Origin of the sequence: Acinetobacter sp. OYA S30 (assembly GCF_033599315.1) — a bacterium.
Lineage (GTDB): Bacteria > Pseudomonadota > Gammaproteobacteria > Pseudomonadales > Moraxellaceae > Acinetobacter > Acinetobacter baumannii.
Genome location: NZ_JAWVAV010000009.1, coordinates 1 through 22,790 on the forward strand (window position 1 = coordinate 1; position 22,790 = coordinate 22,790).

17 protein-coding genes and 2 pseudogenes are annotated in these 22,790 nt (G+C 39.8%); 9 read left to right on the forward strand and 10 right to left on the reverse strand.

Annotation, left to right across the window (positions count from 1 at the left end):
- The 3 genes from R5R67_RS06560 to dxs all read right to left on the reverse strand — a co-directional run.
- The coding region (locus R5R67_RS06560; RefSeq protein WP_000047388.1) for a DEAD/DEAH box helicase at positions 1-1,403 on the reverse strand (1,403 nt) is incomplete at its 3' end.
- Positions 1,404-1,812: 409 nt separating this feature from the next.
- Positions 1,813-2,643, reverse strand: a complete 831-nt coding sequence (locus tag R5R67_RS06565; protein WP_000433618.1) for an inositol monophosphatase family protein — start codon at positions 2,641-2,643, stop codon at positions 1,813-1,815.
- A gap of 122 nt (positions 2,644-2,765) precedes the next feature.
- Complete coding sequence (gene dxs / locus R5R67_RS06570; protein WP_000967377.1) at positions 2,766-4,670, reverse strand: 1-deoxy-D-xylulose-5-phosphate synthase; 1,905 nt, start codon at positions 4,668-4,670, stop codon at positions 2,766-2,768.
- A 303-nt stretch (positions 4,671-4,973) separates the two neighbouring features.
- On the opposite strand from dxs, the gene ribA reads away from it, so the two are divergent.
- From ribA to aroE, 3 genes are all read left to right on the forward strand, one after another.
- Positions 4,974-5,576: a GTP cyclohydrolase II gene (ribA, locus tag R5R67_RS06575; RefSeq protein ID WP_001121174.1), complete on the forward strand. Its 603-nt coding sequence runs from the start codon at positions 4,974-4,976 to the stop codon at positions 5,574-5,576.
- Between the two features lie 127 nt (positions 5,577-5,703).
- A complete protein-coding gene (hemF, locus tag R5R67_RS06580) occupies positions 5,704-6,654 on the forward strand; it encodes an oxygen-dependent coproporphyrinogen oxidase (RefSeq protein WP_001164616.1) in 951 nt (316 codons plus the stop codon).
- Positions 6,655-6,827: 173 nt separating this feature from the next.
- Complete coding sequence (aroE, locus tag R5R67_RS06585; protein WP_000166003.1) at positions 6,828-7,616, forward strand: shikimate dehydrogenase; 789 nt, start codon at positions 6,828-6,830, stop codon at positions 7,614-7,616.
- 46 nt (positions 7,617-7,662) lie between these two features.
- Here aroE and R5R67_RS06590 read toward each other — a convergent pair whose 3' ends face one another.
- Positions 7,663-9,966, reverse strand: coding sequence for a hypothetical protein (locus R5R67_RS06590; protein WP_000550346.1), 2,304 nt, complete (start codon positions 9,964-9,966; stop codon positions 7,663-7,665).
- A gap of 257 nt (positions 9,967-10,223) precedes the next feature.
- Here R5R67_RS06590 and R5R67_RS06595 point away from each other — a divergent pair, with 257 nt between their 5' ends.
- Entirely contained in the window at positions 10,224-12,047 is a 1,824-nt protein-coding gene (locus tag R5R67_RS06595; protein WP_001112080.1) for an acyl-CoA dehydrogenase C-terminal domain-containing protein, read from the forward strand.
- A 72-nt stretch (positions 12,048-12,119) separates the two neighbouring features.
- On the opposite strand, the gene R5R67_RS06600 is transcribed toward R5R67_RS06595, so the two are convergent.
- The gene (locus R5R67_RS06600; RefSeq protein ID WP_000054181.1) at positions 12,120-12,767 is read right to left on the reverse strand and encodes a hypothetical protein; all 648 of its coding nucleotides are present in this window, start codon (positions 12,765-12,767) and stop codon (positions 12,120-12,122) included.
- 253 nt (positions 12,768-13,020) lie between these two features.
- Here R5R67_RS06600 and R5R67_RS06605 point away from each other — a divergent pair, with 253 nt between their 5' ends.
- Complete coding sequence (locus R5R67_RS06605; protein ID WP_000013717.1) at positions 13,021-13,275, forward strand: PspC domain-containing protein; 255 nt, start codon at positions 13,021-13,023, stop codon at positions 13,273-13,275.
- A 69-nt stretch (positions 13,276-13,344) separates the two neighbouring features.
- On the opposite strand, the gene R5R67_RS06610 is transcribed toward R5R67_RS06605, so the two are convergent.
- The 4 genes and pseudogenes from R5R67_RS06610 to R5R67_RS06625 all read right to left on the reverse strand — a co-directional run bounded on the left by R5R67_RS06610 (position 13,345) and on the right by R5R67_RS06625 (position 17,997).
- Positions 13,345-14,445, reverse strand: a complete 1,101-nt coding sequence (locus R5R67_RS06610) for an HPP family protein (protein ID WP_000111462.1) — start codon at positions 14,443-14,445, stop codon at positions 13,345-13,347.
- Between the two features lie 132 nt (positions 14,446-14,577).
- Complete coding sequence (locus R5R67_RS06615; RefSeq protein ID WP_000481314.1) at positions 14,578-15,375, reverse strand: TIGR03915 family putative DNA repair protein; 798 nt, start codon at positions 15,373-15,375, stop codon at positions 14,578-14,580.
- A gap of 2 nt (positions 15,376-15,377) precedes the next feature.
- Positions 15,378-16,640 (reverse strand): putative DNA modification/repair radical SAM protein, encoded by a 1,263-nt coding sequence (locus R5R67_RS06620; RefSeq protein WP_001283772.1) that lies wholly within the window; start codon positions 16,638-16,640, stop codon positions 15,378-15,380.
- A 172-nt stretch (positions 16,641-16,812) separates the two neighbouring features.
- Positions 16,813-17,997 (reverse strand): annotated as a pseudogene (locus R5R67_RS06625) (TCR/Tet family MFS transporter).
- A 369-nt stretch (positions 17,998-18,366) separates the two neighbouring features.
- Between R5R67_RS06625 and glyQ the strand changes: the two are divergent.
- The 4 genes and pseudogenes from glyQ to R5R67_RS19720 form a co-directional block, all read left to right on the forward strand.
- The gene (glyQ, locus tag R5R67_RS06630; protein ID WP_000085212.1) at positions 18,367-19,344 is read left to right on the forward strand and encodes a glycine--tRNA ligase subunit alpha; all 978 of its coding nucleotides are present in this window, start codon (positions 18,367-18,369) and stop codon (positions 19,342-19,344) included.
- Complete coding sequence (gene glyS / locus R5R67_RS06635; protein ID WP_000033902.1) at positions 19,344-21,413, forward strand: glycine--tRNA ligase subunit beta; 2,070 nt, start codon at positions 19,344-19,346, stop codon at positions 21,411-21,413. The genes glyQ and glyS overlap by 1 nt, the downstream gene beginning before the upstream one ends.
- An 85-nt stretch (positions 21,414-21,498) precedes the next feature.
- A complete protein-coding gene (locus R5R67_RS06640; protein WP_001098607.1) occupies positions 21,499-21,972 on the forward strand; it encodes a hypothetical protein in 474 nt (157 codons plus the stop codon).
- A 53-nt stretch (positions 21,973-22,025) separates the two neighbouring features.
- Positions 22,026-22,148 (forward strand): annotated as a pseudogene (locus tag R5R67_RS19720) (hypothetical protein); the annotation flags it as partial.
- Between the two features lie 44 nt (positions 22,149-22,192).
- On the opposite strand, the gene R5R67_RS06645 reads toward R5R67_RS19720, so the two are convergent.
- On the reverse strand, positions 22,193-22,777 hold the full coding sequence (locus R5R67_RS06645) for a hypothetical protein (protein WP_227502016.1): 585 nt from the start codon (positions 22,775-22,777) through the stop codon (positions 22,193-22,195).
- Between the last annotated feature and the right edge of the window lie 13 nt (positions 22,778-22,790).

Sequence of the window (22,790 nt, forward strand, 5' to 3'; positions counted from 1 at the left end):
CGTGGACGATCTGAGTTGAACTCGCGACGTGGACGATCTTCGCCACCGAAAGCAGGGCGCTCACCACGAGGCTTATCATCGAAGCTACGACGTGGACGATCATCACGACCACCTTCACGACGTTTGAAGTTACCTTCACCCTCGAAACGACGACCACCGCCGAAACCGCCACCACGACGACCATCACGGCCACCGTTACCACCACGACCGCCTTCACGACGTGGACGAGCTGGAGGTGGAGATGGCTCTAAACCTTCAATTTCAGAAACATTTAAACGAGCTTCTAAGTAATCTTCAAGCGCACGGATTTTACCGCGTTCACGATAAGTCGCTAAAGTAATCGCTTGACCTGTACGACCAGCACGACCTGTACGACCAATACGGTGTACATAATCTTCATGCTTCATTGGTAAGCCGAAGTTAATAACGTGTGAAATTGTTGGAACGTCAAGACCACGTGCAGCAACGTCAGTAGCAACTAAGATTTTCGCACGGCCTTCACGGATACTACGTAAACGACGGTTACGAACTGTTTGCGGCATTGCACCGTGAAGTGCAACAACTGAATGACCTGCTTCTGCAAGTTCTTCAGCCAACATATCTGTATCTTCTTGTGTGCTCGCGAATACAACAGCTTGGTCAAGCGTTTCATCAGCCAACCAGTGAGTCAGGAGTTTCTTCTTGTGTTCGAAACCATCTGTCCAGTGTAAAGTTTGGGTGATGTCAGTATTGGTGCTGTGACCAGTTTCAATTGCAATACGCTCAGGTTCATTCATCATGCGCTCAGCAAGACGAATAATACGGTCAGCAAAAGTTGCAGAGAACATTAACGTTTGACCACGATTCGCAGCCAAGTCACTGATCGCTTCTAAGTCTTCAGAGAAACCAAGGTCTAACATACGGTCAGCTTCGTCAACGATTAAAGCATCAACTTTGTCTAGCTTTAATTGACGACGGTTAACTAAGTCTAATAAACGACCTGGAGTCGCAACTACAACTTGAGCACCTTTAAGCTGTTGAATTTGTTTACCAAAAGGCATACCACCCATAATTGCAGCAATACGAACACCTTTCATGTGACGTACAAAAGCAATTGCGTCTTGGCTAACTTGTTGAGCCAATTCACGTGTTGGGCATAAAACTAAAATGCTAGGCTGAGTCACTGCTTTCATACGTTCTTTGAACGGAACGAAAGTATCTTGACCTGCCAAATTATGTAATGTCGGTAATAAGAATGCAGCAGTTTTACCAGAACCAGTCTGGCTAGAAACAAGAAGGTCTTTACCTTCTAAAGCAGCAGGAATAGATTGTTCTTGCACAGGAGTTGGGTTAGTAAAACCTAAACCTTCAAGAGCTTGTTGTAAGGTTTCGTGCAAAGAAAATTCGGCAAAAGTTTTGCTCATAGAGAGTTCCACCCCAAAGGGTGCTCCATTTTTAATAAATACAAATAGACATCGGCAAAAGCGGCAAAGCAAATATTAGCTGAATCTTATTATTCAGCAGCAATCCGAGTAACGACGATGTGGACTAAACGCACGCTTGATTACGGCCGCAACCTGAAGAATCGCTGAGCGATTGGGGCGCAAGAAATGGTCCTCTCTATGGACAGCGTGCGCTTACAATGAATAGAACAGAATGTTCAGGTAATGAACGGAAATTTAAGTGCGTGGGCGGATTATAGCAGAAAGAATTTAAAAGTCATGTGTTTTAATCAACTTTCTCGGTATTTCTACTGTTATTTGTATTTTACCGACCATTAAAAAGTAAAACCCTCTATAAAAAGAGGGTCTTACTCAGAAATAATTTTTTAAATTATTTTGCAGCTTTGCCCCAAGCAGGAACTACAGTTTGCATTAATGGCTTTAACATTTTCAGTGAGCATGCAATCACTTGACCATTTTCAAGTGAATCATTACCACCACGTGCGTCAACCACAACACCACCAGCTTCCTTGATAATAAGCTCACCAGCAGCGATATCCCATGGTTTTAAACCAAGTTCAAAGAAACCATCGAAACGACCAGCAGCAACATATGCTAAGTCGAGAGCAGCTGAACCACCACGGCGGATTTGAGCACCCGCTTGAGTCACAGCTAATAATGAAGCAAAGTGCTGCTCTGCATAAGACACAATTTCACCAGCACGTTTAGCACGGTAAGGGTGACCTACTGCCAAGAATGTATTTTCTAGGCTGTCTTTTACATTTACGCGAATACGACGCTGGTTCATCACTGCACCACGGCCACGACTTGCAGAGAACAATTCGTCACGTACTGGATCGTAAATTACGCCGTGCTGAGTAACACCTTTGTGCTGAACAGCAATAGAAATACAGAAATGAGGGAAACCATTAATAAAGTTTTGCGTGCCATCAAGAGGGTCGATCACCCAGCACCAGTCTGCATCGTGGCCTTTGCCCTCTTGCAAACCGAACTCTTCACCTAAGAAGCTATGGTTTTTATAACTTTTACGTAATGTATCAATCGTCAATTGTTCTAAATAACGATCTACACGTGTTACAGGACCATCAATGCCTTTCTCTTCAACTTGCAAATCGAGCTTATGACGATTTTGATGCGCTTTTAAAAGCTCTTGACCAACTGTTTGAGCCGCACGCGCAGCCATCACCACCATAGGTTCCATTGAACACCCACTACAATACAAATTTGAAGATTTTGACAAAGAATAATGCATAAAAGCGTATCCATTTTAGCAAATGAATACGCTTTTTGGGAAAAAATGTTTCGAAAAATTTTATTGAGGTATTAAACCACCTGATTTACCTTAAGCCATGCTCGCTCAATCGAGTTCAAAATACCCTTAGCATCTAAACCACAATCTTGTAGCATTTGATTATGTGTCGCCTGATGCAAGAATGAGTCTGGTAGACCTAAATTAATGATAGGTTTAACAATTTGTTCTTGAGCCATAAACTCATTCACTGCACTACCCGCACCACCCATAATCGCGTGTTCTTCAACTGTTACGAATAAATGAGTATGCTCAGCTAAGTCTCGAATCATTTGTTCATCAAGCGGTTTTACGAAGCGCATATTTACAACACACACACTGACTTCATGTTTTTGCGCAAATTGCTCAGCTGCTTCCAGAGCAACCATGACACGACTACCAAATGCTAAAACCGTAATCTGCTCATCACTGTTTGCTTTAATTTCTGCAACAATTTCAGCTTTACCCAATTCAAGAACAGTCATCTCTTTTTGGATTTCGACGCCCACACCTGCACCACGCGGATAGCGTACTGCAGCCGGGCCATTATAGGCATAGGCTGTATGAAGCATTTGACGGCATTCATTTTCATCTTTCGGTGCCATGATCACCATATTAGGCACAGTACGCATATAAGCATAGTCATATGCACCTGCATGCGTTGGACCATCTTCACCAACCAAGCCTGCACGGTCAATACCAAAAGTCACGTCAAGATTTTGCAATGCGACATCATGAATAAGCTGATCGTAACCACGCTGCAAGAATGTTGAATAAATGGCGACAACAGGTTTTAGCCCTTCGCATGCCATTCCTGCTGCAAGTGTTACAGCATGCTGCTCTGCAATCGCGACATCGAAAAAACGCTGCGGAAATTGCTTCGCAAATTTGACCATGCCCGAGCCTTCACACATTGCAGGCGTGATCGCAAGCAAACGCTCATCTTGTGCAGCTTCATCACACAACCACTCACCAAACACATCAGAGTATTTTGGTGGTGTTTTCCCGCCCGAAGCAGCATTAATTTTGCCAATCGCATGATAAGTAATCGGATCTGCTTCAGCAGGAGCAAAGCCTTTACCTTTCTTGGTATAAACGTGAACTAAACGTGGACCTTTGCGTTTTTTGAGCGCATTGAACACCTGAACCAACTGAGTGACATCGTGTCCATCAAAAGGCCCGAAGTAATCAAAACCAATTGCTTTAAATAAATTATCTGCCGCGTCGGTTGCCGATTGGTGTAATCGAGAGTTATATGTCCATTTTGGATGTGGCTGGATATAAGCTTCACCATGTTCATTGACATTAACTAAATGACCTTTTTCCCAAATTGCAGCTAAATGTTTGGCAAAGCCACCTGTACTGCAAGAAATCGACATATCGTTGTCATTGAGTACAACAATTAAATCTGCATCATGAGCAACAGCATCATTCATTGCTTCAAATGCCATGCCCGCAGTCATTGCACCATCACCCACAATACAAACGACTTCACATGGGTCTTTCTGATAGCGACGTGCCAAAGACATACCCAAACCAGCTGAAATAGCAGTTGAAGAATGCCCTACCCCAAAGGTATCAAAAACAGACTCTTCTCTGGCTGGGAAAGCAGCCAATCCATTTTTAGCGCGAATGGTCGTAATTTGTTCACGGCGTCCAGTCAGGATTTTATGTGGGTATGCTTGGTGTCCCACATCCCAAACTAAACGGTCATTTGGTGTATTAAAGCAATAATGCAGCGCTACCGTCAGCTCAACCACGCCGAGGTTAGCACCGAAATGGCCACCACTCTGGCCTGCTGCATATAAAATATATTGACGCAACTCATCAGCCACTTGTAGTAATTGGCTATGCTCGAGCTGACGTAATTGTTGAGGATGATCAATCGCATCTAACAATGGCGTAACAGGGCGTTGAGTTGGAATTTCGGTATACAACATATGTGGCAAAGCCTTTATAAGCCTGGCAAATCCTAAGCTGGGTCAAAATGGGTCGATCATACAATCGAATGAAGTCACCTTCAATCAGCCACATTTGCGAACGAGATCATGCAAAGCAGTCTCTCATACAGTATGGGTATGGTTGGCAGATTATCCTGAATAATCTGACTATTTATCAACTATTATCGTCTTCTTTATACAAAAAAGAAAACCTTAGTGTGCAAAATGATTATGACAATTCGACCAATCTCCCAGCATTACGCTATACTTTAAACCGTTTTCGGTTAAAAGATGAGTTAATCTGTGCCTATAGAGTTCATTGCAACATCAAAACTCCCGACCGCTTTTGGTGAATTCAATATTTCTGTGTTTCAAGATCCCGTAACAGGTGAAGAACATGTGGCACTTTCCAAAGGGTTAGAAAATCCGCCAACGGGTCCTGTTTTGGTCCGCGTACATTCTGAATGCTTAACGGGTGATGCATTTGCATCATTGAAATGTGACTGTGGCCCACAACTACAAGCCACTCAGAAACTCATCAATGAAGCAGGACAAGGTGTAATTTTATACTTACGCCAAGAAGGACGCGGTATTGGTTTAACCAATAAAATTCGTGCTTATGCCCTGCAAGATCAGGGGCACGATACAGTAGATGCCAATTTACTACTGAATTTACCCGCCGATGCACGTCGTTACGATATGTGCAGTATTATGCTCGACCACTTAAAAGTGAAAGAAGTTAAATTAATTACCAATAATCCTTTGAAAATTCAGGCACTCAAAGATCAAGGTATTAATGTCGTAGACCGTGTACCTTTAACTGTCGGCCGTAACCCTTTTAATGAACAATATTTAAAAACCAAACGTGAAAGAATGGATCACCTTTACCAAAAAGATGATTTTTGATTTCGAGCCCAAAATTTAAAAACTATATTTAAGGGATTTTTTCAGGAATTAGAAAAAATCCCTTACTTTTTTTATGGATTTATGTTTTGATGTATCTAATCTATTTCGATCATCTTTGAGGGTCATTATGCAACATCCGACTTCAACAGATATTCAACGTGTCCGCGAATTTCTCCTCGATTTACAAGCCCGTATTTGTGCCGGTTTAGAACAACAAGAAAAAGCTGGTGGTGGGACAGCAGAATTTATCATTGATGATTGGGAGCGCCCTGAAGGCGGTGGCGGCCGTTCACGTGTACTGCAAAATGGTACAGTGATTGAAAAAGGCGGTGTGATGTTTTCACATATCAACATTAGTAAACTGCCTGCTTCTGCAACAGAACGTCACCCTCAAATTGCAGGGGCAAAAGCTCAAGCGCTAGGTGTGTCTTTAGTCATTCACCCTAAAAACCCGAATATTCCAACCTCGCATGCGAATGTCCGCTTATTCGTTGCAGAACGTGAAGGTCAAGATCCGATTTGGTGGTTTGGTGGTGGTTTTGACTTAACGCCATTCTATCCAGATGATCAAGATGTTTTAAATTGGCACCAAGCCGCTTATGACCTCTGTAAGCCTTTTGGTGACAATGTTTATGCTGAACATAAAAAATGGTGCGATGACTATTTCTATTTAAAGCATCGCGATGAACAACGTGGTGTGGGCGGTTTATTCTTTGATGATTTAAATTGCTGGGATTTCGAAACCTGCTTTAAATATATTCAAGCCGTAGGTAATGGCTATTTAAATGCGATCTTGCCAATTTTCGAAAAACACCGCGAACAGCCTTATACCGAAGCTCAACGAGAGTTCCAGCTTTACCGCCGTGGCAGATATGTCGAATATAACTTGGTGTATGACCGCGGTACGTTGTTTGGATTACAAACAGGTGGCCGTATTGAGTCGATTTTAGTTAGCTTACCTAATCTAGCTGCATGGTCTTATCGCCCTGAATGGGATGAAGACTCTCCAGAGAAGCGTTTAACTGACTACTATTTAAAACCTCGTGATTGGTTAGGTTTAGAAGAAAAAGTCGCCTAATTTTTTGTTTTGGGGATTCTTTGGCTTCCACCCTAAAGAATCTCCTTTTTTGATTTCTATTTGCCTTCATCCAAATATTTTTTCTTGTGCTATTTTGACTTATAGTGAGGCCTGCTGAATATTCAGTGCAGGCTCTATCTGCTTCATGCCATTTTAAAATTTTGGATAAAAGAATGACCAAACAGTTTGCAGTAATTGGCAATCCGATCGAACAATCACGCTCTCCTGAATTGCATCATGCTTTCGCTGAAAAAACAGGTGTTGATCTAAACTATCAAAAACGGCTTGCTCCTCTTGACGGTTTTGAATCGAGCATGCGAAGTTTCTTTGCAGAAGGCGGCAGTGGTATGAACGTTACTGTTCCTTTTAAAGAGCAAGCTTTTGCTTTATGTGATGTGTTAACCGAGCGTGCTCAAATTGCTAAAGCTGTAAATACCTTATGGATGGAAAATGGCAAATTGCATGGTGACAATACAGACGGCCAAGGCTTAGTTGCCGCAATTCAAGCTTTAGAATGGAAGCTTGAAAATACAACTATTTTAATTTTAGGAGCTGGCGGCGCAACGCGTGGTGTTATTTATCCTCTTGTACAGGCTGGTGCCCAAAAAATCGTCATTGCAAACCGAACTTTAGCTCGTGCAGAACAACTTGTAGATGACTTAAAAACAGCAGTTCCACAAGCCCAACTACAAGCAATTTCCCTAAATGATTTAGAAGGCGATTTTGATATTGTGATTAATGCCACTTCGGCAAGTCTTTCAGGCGATGCTTTACAACTACCTGAAAAATTACAATTCAAATATGCCTATGAAATGGCTTATGGCAAACCTTCTAGTTTCCTTGATCAAGCGAAACAACGTAATGTGCCTTACGCAGAAGGTTTCGGCATGTTAGTAGGCCAAGCTATTGAAGCCTTCTCTATCTGGAATGGTGTACGACCACAATTAAAAGATTTTCTATAAACCAAAAAAAGAACCTACATATGTAGGTTCTTTTTTATCTTACTTATTATTTTCTAGCGGCAACCATTTGCTTATAAACCTCACGGAAAATTTCATAATCGATAAATTCATTATGTTCAGGTTTTAAGTTCTGAATTGTTTTTTCCGAAAGCTGTTTTTTACGAGCAGCCACATAAACATTTCCTAAAATATCAGCCGTTTCTGATAACAGATGCTTTTCTTCAGCAGAAACACCATTTTGTTTTTCAAACTCTAACTGATACTGTTTTGAGAAAAGTTGGGCTGGCTGTTTATATTGCTTCTGTAGCTTCTGCCAAGCTTCACGCCCTGTTTTACCTTGTATAGTCGTTAATACAATATGATCTACAGCACGTCCTAACTCGTGGTCAAACTGATCATCTTGTTCAAGATGATGTTTTTTCTGTAAAGCGGTAATACGCTCTAAGGCTTTTCCTTGAGGATTATATGTATCTTCATCAGAGAACCAGTAAGCATAAACCTCAGCAATTTCTTGGAGTTGTTGAACTGAGTAATACTTAATATATGACGGTTTTTCGGCAGTCAATTTGGCAATAAATACTACTTTATAAGTTTTGTCATAAGCATGCGTTGCATCATAGGTTTTATCTGCAAGTACAGCCAGATTTGCATCTAAATCTTGTACATCACTATGTGTGCCCACAGGGTGCTCTGAAACATCACTTTGCCCAAGCTTTTCACTAAAACCTTTAATAAAGTTTTCCAGCATAGAACCTTTACTTGTTTCAGCTACAGATTTAGCTTGTTTAAGCTGCTGCTGATCAATTGAAGTCGCTTTTCCATAATTCAGAATTTGCATATCTGCTTTAATATTGAAGCGGTGCTTAAACTCAGCTGGCGTATAATCAACATCGTAATCCATATTGACTGCACGGCCTTTGTCATCTAAAGCCACATCAATTGTGATTGGGTTTCTTTGCTTCGGTAAAGCTTGTTCAATTTCATCCTTATGTTTTAACCAAAGAACTTTGAATGCTTCATCATTAATAAACTGGTTTTGGTTATAAGCTTCAAAAGTTTGCTTTAAAGCGTCCTGACGAGACTTGATTTGCGCTTTTTGAATACTTGTATCGCTCTGATCTAGGACATCAATACCGTAGATTTGGCAATAATTAATATCCCCTAAAGCGACCGGGTTTTTAAGTGATTTTAATTCAATACATTGATCTTCCGTCAGGGCAACTACTTCTTCATTTTCTGAAGTTTGTTCAGTCTCTGCTACAGCTACATCACTCGCCTCTTCACTAGAAGCAGACTCTACTTCCTCATCTTCAGAAGTAGAGGTATTGCCTAAATGAGCATTAACAAGGGAGTACAACTGTTGGCTAACAGCAGCGGCGTCATCAGAAGAAACCTTTTGTTCTTCTTTACCAGCAGTGCCTTTTTTCACATCAGAAGCAGCAATCTCTGCGGCAAGCGTTTCAGCAAGTTTTTCCTCATCAAGACCTAAAACACTTTTTTGAAGATATTTTTCATTAACTTGCCCAAACAAATCTACTTCTAAAAGTAGTTGCTCAACCGTCGTCTTTAAACGAATTTTTTCAACCGCCCCTGCTTTACGATCAGCTTCAGTCAACGATACACGTTGTAAGTTTTGCGGTTCAGCTAATCGATATGAAACAGCACTTGAAGCTTTAAGGTATTCAATAAATTTCTTCTTATCGACATTTTTAAAGAAGGCTTTATATTTTGAGAAATCAACATAAGCTAAATTATTTTGGTTATCTTTATTGACCAAATATGGCATCAAGCCAAAATAATTTATGTAAAACTTATAATTCTCAAGATCAAGCACCATTGGCAATTTTGCCTGAACTAAAAGTGTCGGTTTTTCATATTTAGCCGTTAAATTAAATGAACCCATTTTTTGACGATAATGTATCGAGCCGTCATAACTAAACTGAAGATCATTTAACAAATTAAATAATACGGTGTTAATTTTTTCAGAACGTGCTGAGGAAGTCAGTCCCAAATCACCTTGTTCGTTTGCAATCGCCGCATATAAGGTTTGTTTCTGTGCTTTACTTAAGGCAACTTTTTGTTCACGTAAATATTGATCAACTTTCTTTTGTAATTCAGCATCTAGCTTAGCAGTATTCTCAGCTTTTACATTTTGCTTTATTTGTGAAGGATCAACGGTAATTTTAAAGTTTCCGCGATAATCATAACTTGGGTATTCATACATCGCATTAACACTTTGAATGGCTTTTTGCTCTAAACTCGCAGATGCCACCTGTGGACGCACGCCGTGTTGTGCACATGCCGTCAAGCCCAAACTAAATAAACATAAACTGAGATATTTTAAATGCATAACCTTTTTTAAAACCTTATCGCTTTATCTTTTTAACAAAACTTGCTAAAAATAAAAAAATTAGTTGTTTTTTCACATAAAAGTATAAGTCCCGACTTTAGCAGAAATTATAATTTCAGGTGTATTTATTTTCGACAAAATTCGCTTTTCTGACATTCCTTTCGGGTGCGATTAACATTGTATTTTTATCATGCGAGTGAATAATCAAATCATCGATTCAGATAATCCCACAATGATTCAAAATTAGGATTAAAGCCATGCCAGCATATAAAGCTCCGCTACACGATATCCGCTTCTTAATGAATGAAGTACTAGACTATCCTGCTCACTACAAAACTTTATCAAATGGTGAAAGTGCAGATCCTGATACAGTAGATATGATTCTTGAAGGTGCAGCAGATTATTGTGAAAACGTACTGTCTCCACTTAACCAATCTGGCGATGAAGAAGGTTGCCATTTTGACAACGGCGAAGTTAAAACGCCAAAAGGTTTTAAAGAAGCTTATGACCAGTTTGTAATGGGTGGCTGGCAAGGTCTTTCTTATCCTGAAGAATTTGGTGGTCAAGGCCTACCAATGTCTTTAAACCTGATTAAATCAGAGATGATGGGTACTGCGAACTGGTCATTTACCATGTATCCAGGTTTAAGCTCAGGCTGTATGAATACTATTTTGCAATTCGGTACAGATGAGCAAAAACAAACGTATATGCCGAAACTTGTTGAAGGTACATGGAGCGGCACAATGTGCTTAACCGAACCTCAATGTGGTACAGACTTAGGTCAGGTAAAAACCAAAGCTGAACCACAAGCTGACGGCACTTATAAGATTTCTGGTACAAAAATCTTTATTTCTGCCGGTGAACATGATTTAACAGAAAACATTATTCATATTGTGCTTGCACGTCTTCCAGATGCGCCAGCAGGTACTCGTGGTATTTCATTATTTATCGTCCCTAAATTTATCCCAACTGCGGATGGCGGCGTAGGTGAACGTAATACTGTAAGCTGTGGTTCAATCGAACACAAAATGGGTATCCGTGCTTCTGCAACTGCTGTATTAAACTTTGATAATGCAACAGGTTACCTCATTGGTGAAGTAAACAAAGGCCTACATGCCATGTTTACCTTTATGAACACAGCGCGTATTGGTACTGCGGTTCAAGGTATTGCCCATGCAGAGTTATCTTTCCAAGGCGCTCTACCATATGCCAAAGAACGTATGTCTATGCGTGCCCTTTCTGGTAAAAAAGATCCAGATAAAGTTGCTGATGCAATCATTCACCATGCTGACGTACGCCGCATGTTGTTAACTCAAAAAGCAATCGCTGAAGGTGGTCGTTCAATGATCTACTACGCAGCACAGCTTGCTGACAAAATGACAGATGCTTTGACACGCGGTGACCAAGCTGCATTTGAAGATTATGACGATAAACTTGGTTTCTATACACCAATCTTAAAAGGTTTCTTGACCGAGCTTGGCCTAGAAGCTGCTAACCACGGTATGCAAGTGTACGGCGGCCATGGTTACATCAAAGAATGGGGTATGGAGCAAATCGTACGTGATGCCCGTATTTCTACTTTGTATGAAGGAACAACTGGTGTTCAGGCACTTGATTTGATTGGTCGTAAAGTGTTGTTAAGCTCAAAAGGTAAAGTAGTTCGTGAATACACTGCTGAAATCTTAAAGTTCTGTGCTGCACATGCTCGTAATAAATACTTACGTCGTTTTGCTTGGGACTTAACAAAGCTTTGTGCTCAGTGGAACACTTTAACTGTTCGTATCATGCTTGCTGCACGTAAAGACCGTGACATCGTATCTTCTGCTTCTGTAGATTTCTTGATGTTCTCAGGCTATGTGATGATGGCTTATTTCTGGGCACAACAAGCAGTTGTCGCTTCTGAAAAATTAGAAGCAGGTAATGGCCAAGAAACTCCTGAGTTCTATAAAGCAAAAATTAAAGTTGCAGATTTCTACTTTGACCGTCTATTACCACGTGCTCAAGGTCATGCAGAATCAATGGTAACGACTTCTCGTACGCTGACTTCATTACCAGCAGAACACTTTAGTTTCGACTACTAATGATGTATAGACTCTAAAATCAAAAAGAGCGCAATTGATATTGCGCTCTTTTTGATTTTGCTAAAATTGGCTTTACTCTTTATCAAGTACATAAGCTTTTGTAGGAACAAAATAATTTTGTTCCAAAAACTCACGGTTTTTACCAAAATCGCTATAAAATAATTTTTCTAAATTTACGACTAATCTTTGTTTTGCATCAATATCAAAATAGAAGTTAACATCTGATAAAGGACATTGGATCGTTAACTCATGAGCGGCGGGCTCAACCTTCCATTTCAAGGAAGGGCATAATTGATTGATGACCGCACTTTTTGAGCCATCTTTACTACCAACACGACCAAAATGAACAACATTCCAATACGCAGTTCCATCAGGTAATAAATTTAAAATATATTCTGCCTCGCCTGTTTCACAATCGGCAAAATTATCTTCACATGAAATACGAGTGTGATAACGGCCTGCATATTGTTGGTCTGCTTCGGATAGTTTTGAGGTTTGATCTGGAACGCCCTCAGGCAAGAAAGTTCGTCCCGCTGCATCATCTAAAGTTTTAACCTTCGTGGTGCTTTTAATCAAACTATCTTCATGTCTAGAAGTCGTTGCTACCGCGGAGTGATCTTTAGAGTCAGCATGATTTACATCACAGGCACTTAGCCCCATACACAAGATGGCTGCCACACCCAAATGTTTCATTAAAAGACCAGACCACTTCAAAGACATATACATCATTCACATACAACAGCAATGCTACAGTTCAACCTTATTGTTCAGGAAAGATATCATCGCTGCTACAAACACTTTCAGCCCCGAAACAGTGCATTTTAGTAGATGTTGCTTTCATTGATTTAAACCATTTACATATTTTAACCATTTTTAGTTTTATGAACCTTTAATTCATTCGGATTGGCTCCATATTCTTATTAACCAAGTGAATAAATGATTCCTTGTAACTTATATATTTGAGGAGACTTAGATGGCCAATTCTGGTTTATATCGCTCGAACCGACAAAGCATGATCGCCGGTGTAATGGGCGGTATTGCTGAACGATTTGGTTGGAATGCAAATTTATTACGCATTATTTTCGTGTTAGTTTCGATAATGAGCGCGGCTTTTCCAGGGATTTTAGTGTACTTAGTTTTATGGTTGGTAATTCCTAAAAAACAGCCAGAACAAGTGCAAGGTTATCAACAACCTGTTCGCACTGTACGAGAAGAACAAATACATTAAATAACTTAGTTTATTTTGGTCGCTACGGTTGCATCCCCTAATCAACCGTAGCTTTTTTTATATTTAAAATTATAATTTACGATTTAACTGCTGTTGTAAAGCCGCAATCATATCTGCACGGCTAATGATTCCAATCAGTTTTCGTTCCTCAACCACCGGAATATAGTTAAAAGACTTCTCAACAAAGTAAGGTACAAGGTCTTGAATCGGCTGAGTTGGCAGTACAGTAACTACTCGACGACTCATAATTTGTCTTACGTAATGCTGCCATGAGTTTCTTGGATCTGTTGCCCCTTTAAACCATTCCACTACTTCATATAGCGCCAAAGTACCCACTAAATGGTTGTCTGCATTAACTACAGGCAAACTCATGAGATTTTCTTGTTTAAATTTATCTAATGCCTGATGAATATCATCATTTTCATGCAATTTAATCACATCTCGGCTCATAATATCCTGACAGGTATATTGGTTCACCATACGTTCATTGGCATGTTCTTGCGCTTCTAAAATGATTTTTTCTAAGTCGTACTGGCTGATATCTAACAATTCAGTATGATGTTCTAATGCATACTCAATATCTTTTGGCTGAATTGATACTTTTTGAGTGGGCGTTGGATCTTTACTACGCTCATTTAAATGTGCAGTAACCGGATAATGTCGCCCAATCAGCCTATTAAAAAATACAGCAAAACCGAGTAGAAGTAGTGAGTTGAGCAGAACCGGATAAAAAACGAAATAAAAGCCTAATTTATGAATGGCAGCGCCGCCCAACACAGCCGTAATCGCAACTGCTCCACTAGGCGGATGCAAGGAGTCGGTGGTCATCATCAAAAATATGGCAAAACCCACAGCCACGCTAAAAGCTGTGGTTAAATCCGGAATCCACTGTGCGCAGGCGACCCCAATAATTCCGGCTAATGTATTACCGACAATAACATTCCAAGGCTGAGCCAATGGACTGGTAGGTACAGCAAATAAGAGAACAGATGAGGCCCCCATTGGTGCAATGTACCAAGCATTAATTCCGCCTAAAACATACCAGCTAATTAATGAGGAAATTGCTAAACCACATAGCGCTCCAACGCCACAAAGCAACCGTTCTTTTAGTGGTAAAACCTTAAAATTCGGTTTTAAAATCTGTAACCATTCTGGCTGTATAACACTCACAGTACACCTTAGGGGATATGCCGTTATTTATAACGGGCAAAAGTATACGCCCAAAGCCGCATAAAGTGCATTTAAATTATATCTTTCAATTATCAGAAAACCTGTTGAACGTGCTGTTAATATTTTAATGTTTTAATATTCAATTAATTTTTCATTTAAATAGCGCCAGTATCTTTTTGGCAAATATTGCACATGAAGCTTAATATTTTGGCGTTCCGTAATATTAACGCTTTTAAAATAATCCTTCCAAAGCTGATCATATAAAACTTCCTGCTCATCTAGCTCAAGCTGAAAACTTTGGCTCATTCCATTTTTTAAATTACGGTCAACGTCAGAGGCTTCGAGTGAAACTTCATGTATTTCCCGTAAATCATAATACAGCCCAAATTTGCGTTGCTCATCATAAATGAGCCAACGTTGATCTTGATAACGCCGTTTAAAATGCGGCTGAATGAGTGGTAAAACATTAAAATCAGGACGAACCAGACTTAAAAAAAGCTCATCTTTGGTTTTCTTAAACCGAATAAAAGCCTCCATTCGATGCTTCTCTCGTCCGACCTTTTTCGTCCACTGCGCAATCGCTAAAACACTCGGATTTGAATAATCTTTTTCTATGGAAACATGGCTAGTAAACACATAAATACAGTAATTAAATAAATGCTGATAGGCATCTAAAGATTCAGATAAATAAGCAAAATAAAATTGTTTTAACGAAGAAGATGAAAGCTTTGTTTGTAGCGCTGACCAAACACGCTCGGCGTGTTGCTCGTTATTTGAAACCTCAATTTTATCAGCAAACAAGCCATGTTGAGCCGCATCACTCAAGCAAAGCCTGACCTGTAATTCTTTAAATTGAAATGCACGAAAAACACAGCTCAGCAGCCCAACCATTGAACCATCAAAATAATAAGCTACTTCATCATTAAACATGACTAAAACCCAAGGCTTAATTGTGGCGAGAGTTGCTGTACATATTTCGATGAGCCTTGCGTTAAAATCTGCTGCCGAATAAAACTTGAAGACAATTCTTTTTGGAATTTTGGACTGTCTTCACAGCGAATAAAGAATTTTGCTCGTTGGTAGGCCACACCGAGTTTTTTAAGTAAATCGATATGGATTTTTCCAAAACGGCGAGCCTGCACAATTTTCTTAGCCGATTTCACACCAATGCCCGGTACACGCAAAATCATTTGATAATCTGCACAGTTTAAATCTACCGGAAACTGTTCGGGATGCCTTAAGGCCCAACTTAATTTCGGATCTACATCAAGGTCTAAGTTAGGGTGTTTTTCATTGACGATTTCATTGACTTCAAAACCGTAAAAACGCATCAGCCAGTCACTTTGATAGAGTCGGTTTTCCCTCAATAATGGCGGTGCAGAGCCAACTGCGGGCAAGTAATTATTTTCAGTATTAATTGGGATATAACCCGAAAAATAGACACGTTTAAGTTTAAATTCTTTATAGTGTTTGTCAGCCATAAACAAAACATCTTGGTCTGACTCTTGATGAGCGCCAACAACCATTTGCGTAGTCTGCCCTGCTGGTACATATTTCGGCACGTGCTTAATAATTTGTCGCTCATCTTTAAGTTGAATGAGTCTGTCACGAACTAAACCTAAATCTTTTTGTACTTCCTGATGTGATTTTTCTGGCGCAAAAGTTTTTAACCCAATCTCAGTCGGCATCTCTAAATTAATACTCATCCGGTCAGCATATAAACCTGCTTCATGGATCAGTTCAGGCGATGCACCCGGAATTGTTTTTAGGTGAATATAACCATTAAAGTTTTCTTCAAGACGCAACTTCTTTACGACTTGAAGCATACGCTCCATCGTGTGATCTGCCGATTTAAAAATGCCTGAGCTTAAAAATAAACCTTCAATATAATTACGACGGTAAAAATTAATGGTTAAGTCAACAACCTCTTGCACCGTAAATGCCGCACGTTGGACGTCATTAGAACGGCGTGAAACGCAATAGGCGCAGTCAAAAATACAAACATTGCTAAATAGAATTTTTAAGAGAGATACACAGCGGCCATCTTCGGTATAGCTATGGCAAATACCCGAATGACTGGCATCCCCCAGACCTTTATTTTTGTTTTTACGATCACTGCCACTTGATGAACAAGACACATCATATTTAGCAGCATCAGCAAGAATTTGTAGTTTTTCCCGAATGCGATCAGACATATCAAACGACTCATTTATGACATCGTTTAAAAAATATCATTTCGTATTCTTAAATTTAATCCAGTGAAATACGCTCGGCGTCATGAAGTGACGTTTTAAATTAGAATGATCTAAGGGAGTAGGCCATAGATCTTCTCTATTTAGGATAAATAGAGAATTTAACTCTACATTACTATCTTTGTTGTACGACTGGTCGGGTACTATACAAAATGATCGGTAAGGTGAGCAGGTAAATCAAAATCACGCTCAACCAAATTGCTCCCGGCCATTTTTCCTGAAACTGAAAATAAAGAGTGGAGAAAAACATAGGGGCAATCATAGAGGCCATACTTACCGTAGATGCTATCACTCCCTGAAACTGTCCTTGCTGGTCAGCAGAAACCTTTTGAGAAGCTAAGGCTTGTAATGAAGGTGTCCCCATACTCCCTAGCGCAAAAATAGGCATAATAGCAAAAATCATCCAACCACTTTGGGCGAAAGCCATTACTGCTAAAGCAAAACAAGAACAAGCAATACCAGCCAGCACAGCATTACGATTACCCAGCAATCTTGAAGCATGACTCGGAATAAGAGCCTGTACCAGCATTTGACATAGACCAAATGCGCCTAGAGAAAGACCTACCCAGAAACCGCTCCACTGAAATGTGTCATGTCCCCATAATGGCCAGCAGACTCCATATACCTCCCCTATGGCACTAAAGATAAAAAAGGTCGTAATAAGTGGAAGTACACCACGAATAGAGCTAATACCAGCAAATATTTTAAAAGGGTTTATGTAGATAATTGTTTGTTCTCCAAAGTCACTTTTCGGGATTCAGGCAAAACAAAATAGGCAGATAAAAGATTAAGCCCTGTCAATATAGCTGCCGCAAAGAAAGGAAGTCTTAATCCATATTCACTCAAGAATCCGCCCAATACAGGGCCAATAATGAAGCCTGCACCAAACATAGCATTGATTAAACCAAAATATTTTGCGCGGTTATTTTCGTGCAAAACATCGACAATATAAGCACTTGCAACAGCCATGTTGGCACTGGTGATTCCAGCAATAATGCGACCTACTAGCAATAAAATTAGGCTATGTGAAAAAGTTAGAAAGAGATAATTAACTGCTGACCCAGCCAGTGAAATAAGCAAGACCGGTCTACGCCCCCATCTGTCACTTAACGCACCTAATAAAGGAGAGAAGATAAATTGCATGGCCGCATAGAGACTGGCCAATATACCCCATATATATAGAAATATGAGTGCTATGCGTCATATCTTGTAATAATAAAGGAAGAATCGGAAAAATAAGACCGATACCAATAGCATCTAAAGCAATAGTTGCAAAGATAATAAATAGAGATCGATTCATAAAGCGTCCTATCGAAAAGTCAGGCACAGTAAATGTGAAAACCTGTTAACGATGCTTGATAACAACTCAAGCCCTGATGAACGCTGGCCGAATCTTAAAGATTGGGATATGTGTCGACTGAGTATTTTCTAGTGGAAAAGAAATGAAACTTAAGTCGATTTTTCGCGATTTTTTATCGTAACAATAAAAAAGATTACGGGTGGATATTATCATTAAAATGATGTGGCTAACAATTACTCCAACAGGATTATGGAAATATTAAAGTTCTAGTTACCGCCTCAATAATTTCCTCCGCATTAAGCCTTTGCCACTCCCCTACAAAATCCTTATACTTAGGGGCAATTTTTCTCATAAATTCGTGGATGCTACATGAGTCGCGCCATCTCGCACATTGATACATTTCAGGGCTTAATTCTTGCCCTACAAAACTATTGGGCCGAACAAGGCTGCGTCGTACTACAACCTTACGACATGGAAATGGGCGCTGGAACATTCCACACCGCAACATTCTTACGTGCTTTAGGGCCAGAGACTTGGAACGCGGCATACGTTCAACCTTCACGTCGTCCAAAAGATGGCCGCTATGGTGAAAACCCGAACCGTTTGCAACACTACTATCAGTTCCAAGTAGTACTTAAACCAAACCCAGACAATATCCAACAGCTTTATCTCGATTCTTTAAAAGCAATCGGGATTGATACGCTTACTCACGATATCCGTTTCGTAGAAGACAACTGGGAATCTCCAACTCTTGGGGCTTGGGGCTTAGGTTGGGAAGTTTGGCTTAACGGTATGGAAGTAACTCAGTTCACTTACTTCCAACAAGTTGGTGGTGTTGAATGTTACCCAGTAACAGGCGAAATCACTTACGGTTTAGAGCGTCTTGCGATGTACCTACAAGGTGTAGACTCGGTTTATGACCTTGTTTGGACCAAAGGCCAATTCGGCACGGTAACTTACGGCGACGTATTCCATCAAAATGAAGTTGAGCAATCGACTTATAACTTTGAATACGCTCCAGTTGACAAACTATTTGAACTATTTGATTTCTACGAGTCAGAAGCTAACCGTTTAATGGAAGCTAAACTTCCACTTCCAGCTTATGAGCAAGTCGTTAAAGCGTCTCATACCTTTAACTTGCTTGATGCACGTGGCGCAATTTCTGTAACTGAGCGTCAACGTTACATTTTACGTGTACGTACTTTGGCGCGCGCTATTGCACAAAGTTATGTACAAGCACGTGCAGAGCTTGGCTTCCCAATGGCAGAACCACACTTACGTGATGAAGTATTGGCACAGCTAAAAGCACAAGCTGAAAGTGAAGCAGCAAAGGCGGAGAAAAACTAATGAGCAAACATACTGTTTTATTCGAACTTGGCTGTGAAGAGCTTCCACCAAAAAGCTTAAAAACGTTACGTGATGCACTACAAGCAGAAACGGTAAAAGGCTTAAATGAAGCTGGTTTAAACTTCGCATCTGTTGAAGCTTATGCCGCTCCACGTCGTTTAGCGCTTAAAATTGTAGATGTAGATGCTGCTCAAGCGGATACACAAAAACGTTTTGACGGCCCTGCTGTTCAAGCAGCTTACGATGCAGAAGGCAAACCGACTAAAGCACTTGAAGGCTTTATGCGCGGTCAAGGCATTACTGTTGAGCAACTTTCTACATTCCAAGCAGGTAAAGTTGAAAAAGTTTGCTATTTAAAAGATGTGAAAGGTCAAAGCCTTGATGCTTTACTTCCACAGATTTTACAAACTGCGTTAGACAATTTACCAATTGCTAAGCGCATGCGTTCTGCTGCAAGCCGTACCGAATTTGTACGTCCAGTGAAATGGGTTGTCTTACTCAAAGATGACCAAGTTATTGAGGCGACTATTCAAGATCACAAAGCTGGTAATGTGACTTATGGTCACCGTTTCCATGCACCTGAAGCTGTGACCTTAGCGCATGCAAATGACTATTTAGCTGCGTTAGAAAAAGCATATGTTGTAGCGAACTTTGAAAAGCGTCAGGCAACCATTCAAGAACAAGTGAAAAAGTTAGCTGATGAAGTGAATGCAACTGCGATTGTTCCAGCTGACTTACTTGATGAAGTAACAAGTCTGGTTGAATGGCCTGTAGCTTTACGTGCAACTTTTGAAGAGCGCTACTTAGCTGTTCCTCAAGAAGCTCTTATTACGACAATGCAAGACAACCAGAAATATTTCTGTTTGATCAATGCGGAAGGTAAATTACAGCCTTACTTTATTACTGTTTCAAACATTGAGTCTAAAGACCCGACTCAAATTATTGAAGGTAACGAAAAAGTTGTTCGCCCTCGTTTGTCAGACGCTGAATTCTTCTTCTTACAAGATCAAAAGCAACCGCTTGCATCTCGTAAAGAAAAATTAGCAAACATGGTATTCCAAGCTCAGCTTGGTACGCTTTGGGACAAATCAACACGTATTGCAAAACTTGCAGTTGCATTATCTTCAATCACTGGTGCAAACCCAGCTGATGCTGAAAAAGCAGCATTACTTGCTAAATGTGACTTAACTTCTGAACTTGTAGGTGAGTTCCCAGAGCTTCAAGGTATTGCGGGTACTTACTACGCACGTATTGAAGGTGAAAACACTGAAGTTTCAGAAGCTTTAGGTGAACAATACTTACCAAAATTTGCAGGTGATGTTTTACCTAAAACCAAAACAGGTACAACTATTGCTCTTGCTGACCGTTTAGATACGCTGGTTGGTATTTTCGGTATTGGACAAGCGCCTACAGGTTCTAAAGACCCGTTTGCTCTTCGTCGTTCAGCAATTGGTATCTTACGTTTAATCATTGAAAATGAGCTAGACGTAACAATTGAAGAGTTAGTGAATCTTGCACTTCAAGGTTATGGCGATATCGTTAAAGACCACGACAAAACTCGCGCTGATGCTGTTGCGTTCTTGGAAGGTCGTTACCGTGCTAAGTATGAAGACCAAGGCGTTGCTGTTGACGTACTTCAAGCAGTTCAAGCTCTTGCACCAAAATCTCCACTTGATTTTGACAAGCGTGTAAATGCTGTTAACCACTTCCGCACATTACCTGAAGCTGCTGCACTTGCTGCTGCAAATAAACGTGTTGCCAATATTCTTGCCAAAGAAGCAACACCTGAAGGTTCTGTCGTTGAAGCGAACTTGGTTGAAGATGCTGAAAAAGCATTATTTGCTGAGCTTCAAGCAGTGACTCCTGTGGTTGAACCATTACTTGCAGCAAAAGACTACACAGCTGCCCTTTCTAAGCTTGCAGCACTTCGCGCGCCGATTGATGCATTCTTTGATAGTGTAATGGTTATGGCAGACGATGCTGACCTGAAAGCAAACCGTTTACGTTTATTGGCTCAGTTACGTAACTTGTTTACTGCTGTGGCTGATGTGAGTGTGTTGCAAGGCTAAGCCTTAATTGGTTGTAAATTAATGAGAACCCCTCTATAAATTAGTGGGGTTTTTTAATATTAAGAATAAATCAGCAGTTATCATAATGAATACCACTTCAATTAAAAAGTTTTACCGTATAGATGCTTACCTTGTTCTTTGCCACACCCTTTTGATGGCATTCGGTTATGGTCTATGGAAGCTATATCCTCATATAAAGACCAAACCAGATATGAGCGGCTTGTTCTTTATGATTATCTCTATTCTAGGCGGTTTCGCAGGGCTGATTATGCTAGCTATAACTTTGCTTCGTTTAGATCGTTCTGTTCATAATTTATCAGTGAACAAATTTATTTTGGCTCTGCTGTATTGGGTTTCTAGTACCATTATTTTCGTGCTATTTGGCATCAGCAAATTCTTCTTCAATAATCCGCTAGTTTTGCTGGTTTTTGTTTTGGTTTTTTTCAGTAGTGTTTATCTTTCGGTGATTCGCCTTGCAGATATGCGTAAAAAAGACTGGTTGATCTTAAGCGGAATTTTTGGAGCTATTATGCTGTTCTTCTTTTTGCCAGAGCTTTAGAAAATGGTTTAAGTAAAGATTCTGAGCTTGTAATGCTTTGCGTACTTAACAATACCTTCTTTGATGGCGAAATAGTGATAGCGGATGATACTGACCTAAAAGCAAACCGTTTACGTTTATTGGCTCAGTTACGTGACTTGTTTACTACTGCTGATGTAAGTGTGTTACAGGGCTAATAATAGGTTAAAAGTTAGAACATCTTATTTAAAAATAAGGTGTTCTAACTTTTTTCTAAATAAAAACAATTAGTATCAGAACGCAGAATATCCCAAAAAGTATGAAAATCTACTCTAGCTTTCAGCCCTAACTTGAAAGTTGATGAGTTACTATAATTAATATCAAGATGATTTAATGGATGCAAATGCCCATTTGAGTTTTCTTCATCATAATCAAATCTTAAATAACCATCTTCTTGGAAAAACATATGATTTAGTAATTTTTTATACTTATATTCTTGATTACTACTTAAATTTAAATCTTGAATTAAAACTTCATCTATTAATGCCCTAATATCATCAGATAAAAGATCAATTCCATTATTAATTTCTTCTTTTACTTTTTCCACACACCGTATAATAATATATAAATCATTTAAATCAATAATTTCCTGACCAAAATTAAATTCGACACATACATCAAAATCAAATCTAAATGGCAAAATAGCAGACATAATCTGATTCTCTTTAATGATAGCATATCTAAAAGTATCTTTTGACTTAATTAAGACTAAGTTAGTTTCCTCTTTCAAACTGAAATAAACATCCTCATTAATCAATTCTATCATTAACCTTAAGGAAAGGCTCATAAGATCAACCTTA

What these genes read in the sequence shown, in the direction of transcription:
- R5R67_RS06565 (WP_000433618.1), bottom strand. Translation starts at nt 2,643, where the DNA reads ATGGAACCTATGGTGGTGATGGCTGCGCGTGCGGCTCAAACAGTTGGT.
- R5R67_RS06595 (WP_001112080.1), top strand. Translation starts at nt 10,224, where the DNA reads ATGCCAGCATATAAAGCTCCGCTACACGATATCCGCTTCTTAATGAAT.
- R5R67_RS06615 (WP_000481314.1), bottom strand. Translation starts at nt 15,375, where the DNA reads ATGTTTAATGATGAAGTAGCTTATTATTTTGATGGTTCAATGGTTGGG.
- glyS (WP_000033902.1), top strand. Translation starts at nt 19,344, where the DNA reads ATGAGCAAACATACTGTTTTATTCGAACTTGGCTGTGAAGAGCTTCCA.
- R5R67_RS06640 (WP_001098607.1), top strand. Translation starts at nt 21,499, where the DNA reads ATGAATACCACTTCAATTAAAAAGTTTTACCGTATAGATGCTTACCTT.
- R5R67_RS06605 (WP_000013717.1), top strand. Translation starts at nt 13,021, where the DNA reads ATGGCCAATTCTGGTTTATATCGCTCGAACCGACAAAGCATGATCGCC.
- R5R67_RS06620 (WP_001283772.1), bottom strand. Translation starts at nt 16,640, where the DNA reads ATGTCTGATCGCATTCGGGAAAAACTACAAATTCTTGCTGATGCTGCT.
- aroE (WP_000166003.1), top strand. Translation starts at nt 6,828, where the DNA reads ATGACCAAACAGTTTGCAGTAATTGGCAATCCGATCGAACAATCACGC.
- dxs (WP_000967377.1), bottom strand. Translation starts at nt 4,670, where the DNA reads ATGTTGTATACCGAAATTCCAACTCAACGCCCTGTTACGCCATTGTTA.
- R5R67_RS06590 (WP_000550346.1), bottom strand. Translation starts at nt 9,966, where the DNA reads ATGCATTTAAAATATCTCAGTTTATGTTTATTTAGTTTGGGCTTGACG.
- glyQ (WP_000085212.1), top strand. Translation starts at nt 18,367, where the DNA reads ATGAGTCGCGCCATCTCGCACATTGATACATTTCAGGGCTTAATTCTT.
- hemF (WP_001164616.1), top strand. Translation starts at nt 5,704, where the DNA reads ATGCAACATCCGACTTCAACAGATATTCAACGTGTCCGCGAATTTCTC.
- R5R67_RS06645 (WP_227502016.1), bottom strand. Translation starts at nt 22,777, where the DNA reads ATGAGCCTTTCCTTAAGGTTAATGATAGAATTGATTAATGAGGATGTT.
- R5R67_RS06600 (WP_000054181.1), bottom strand. Translation starts at nt 12,767, where the DNA reads ATGTCTTTGAAGTGGTCTGGTCTTTTAATGAAACATTTGGGTGTGGCA.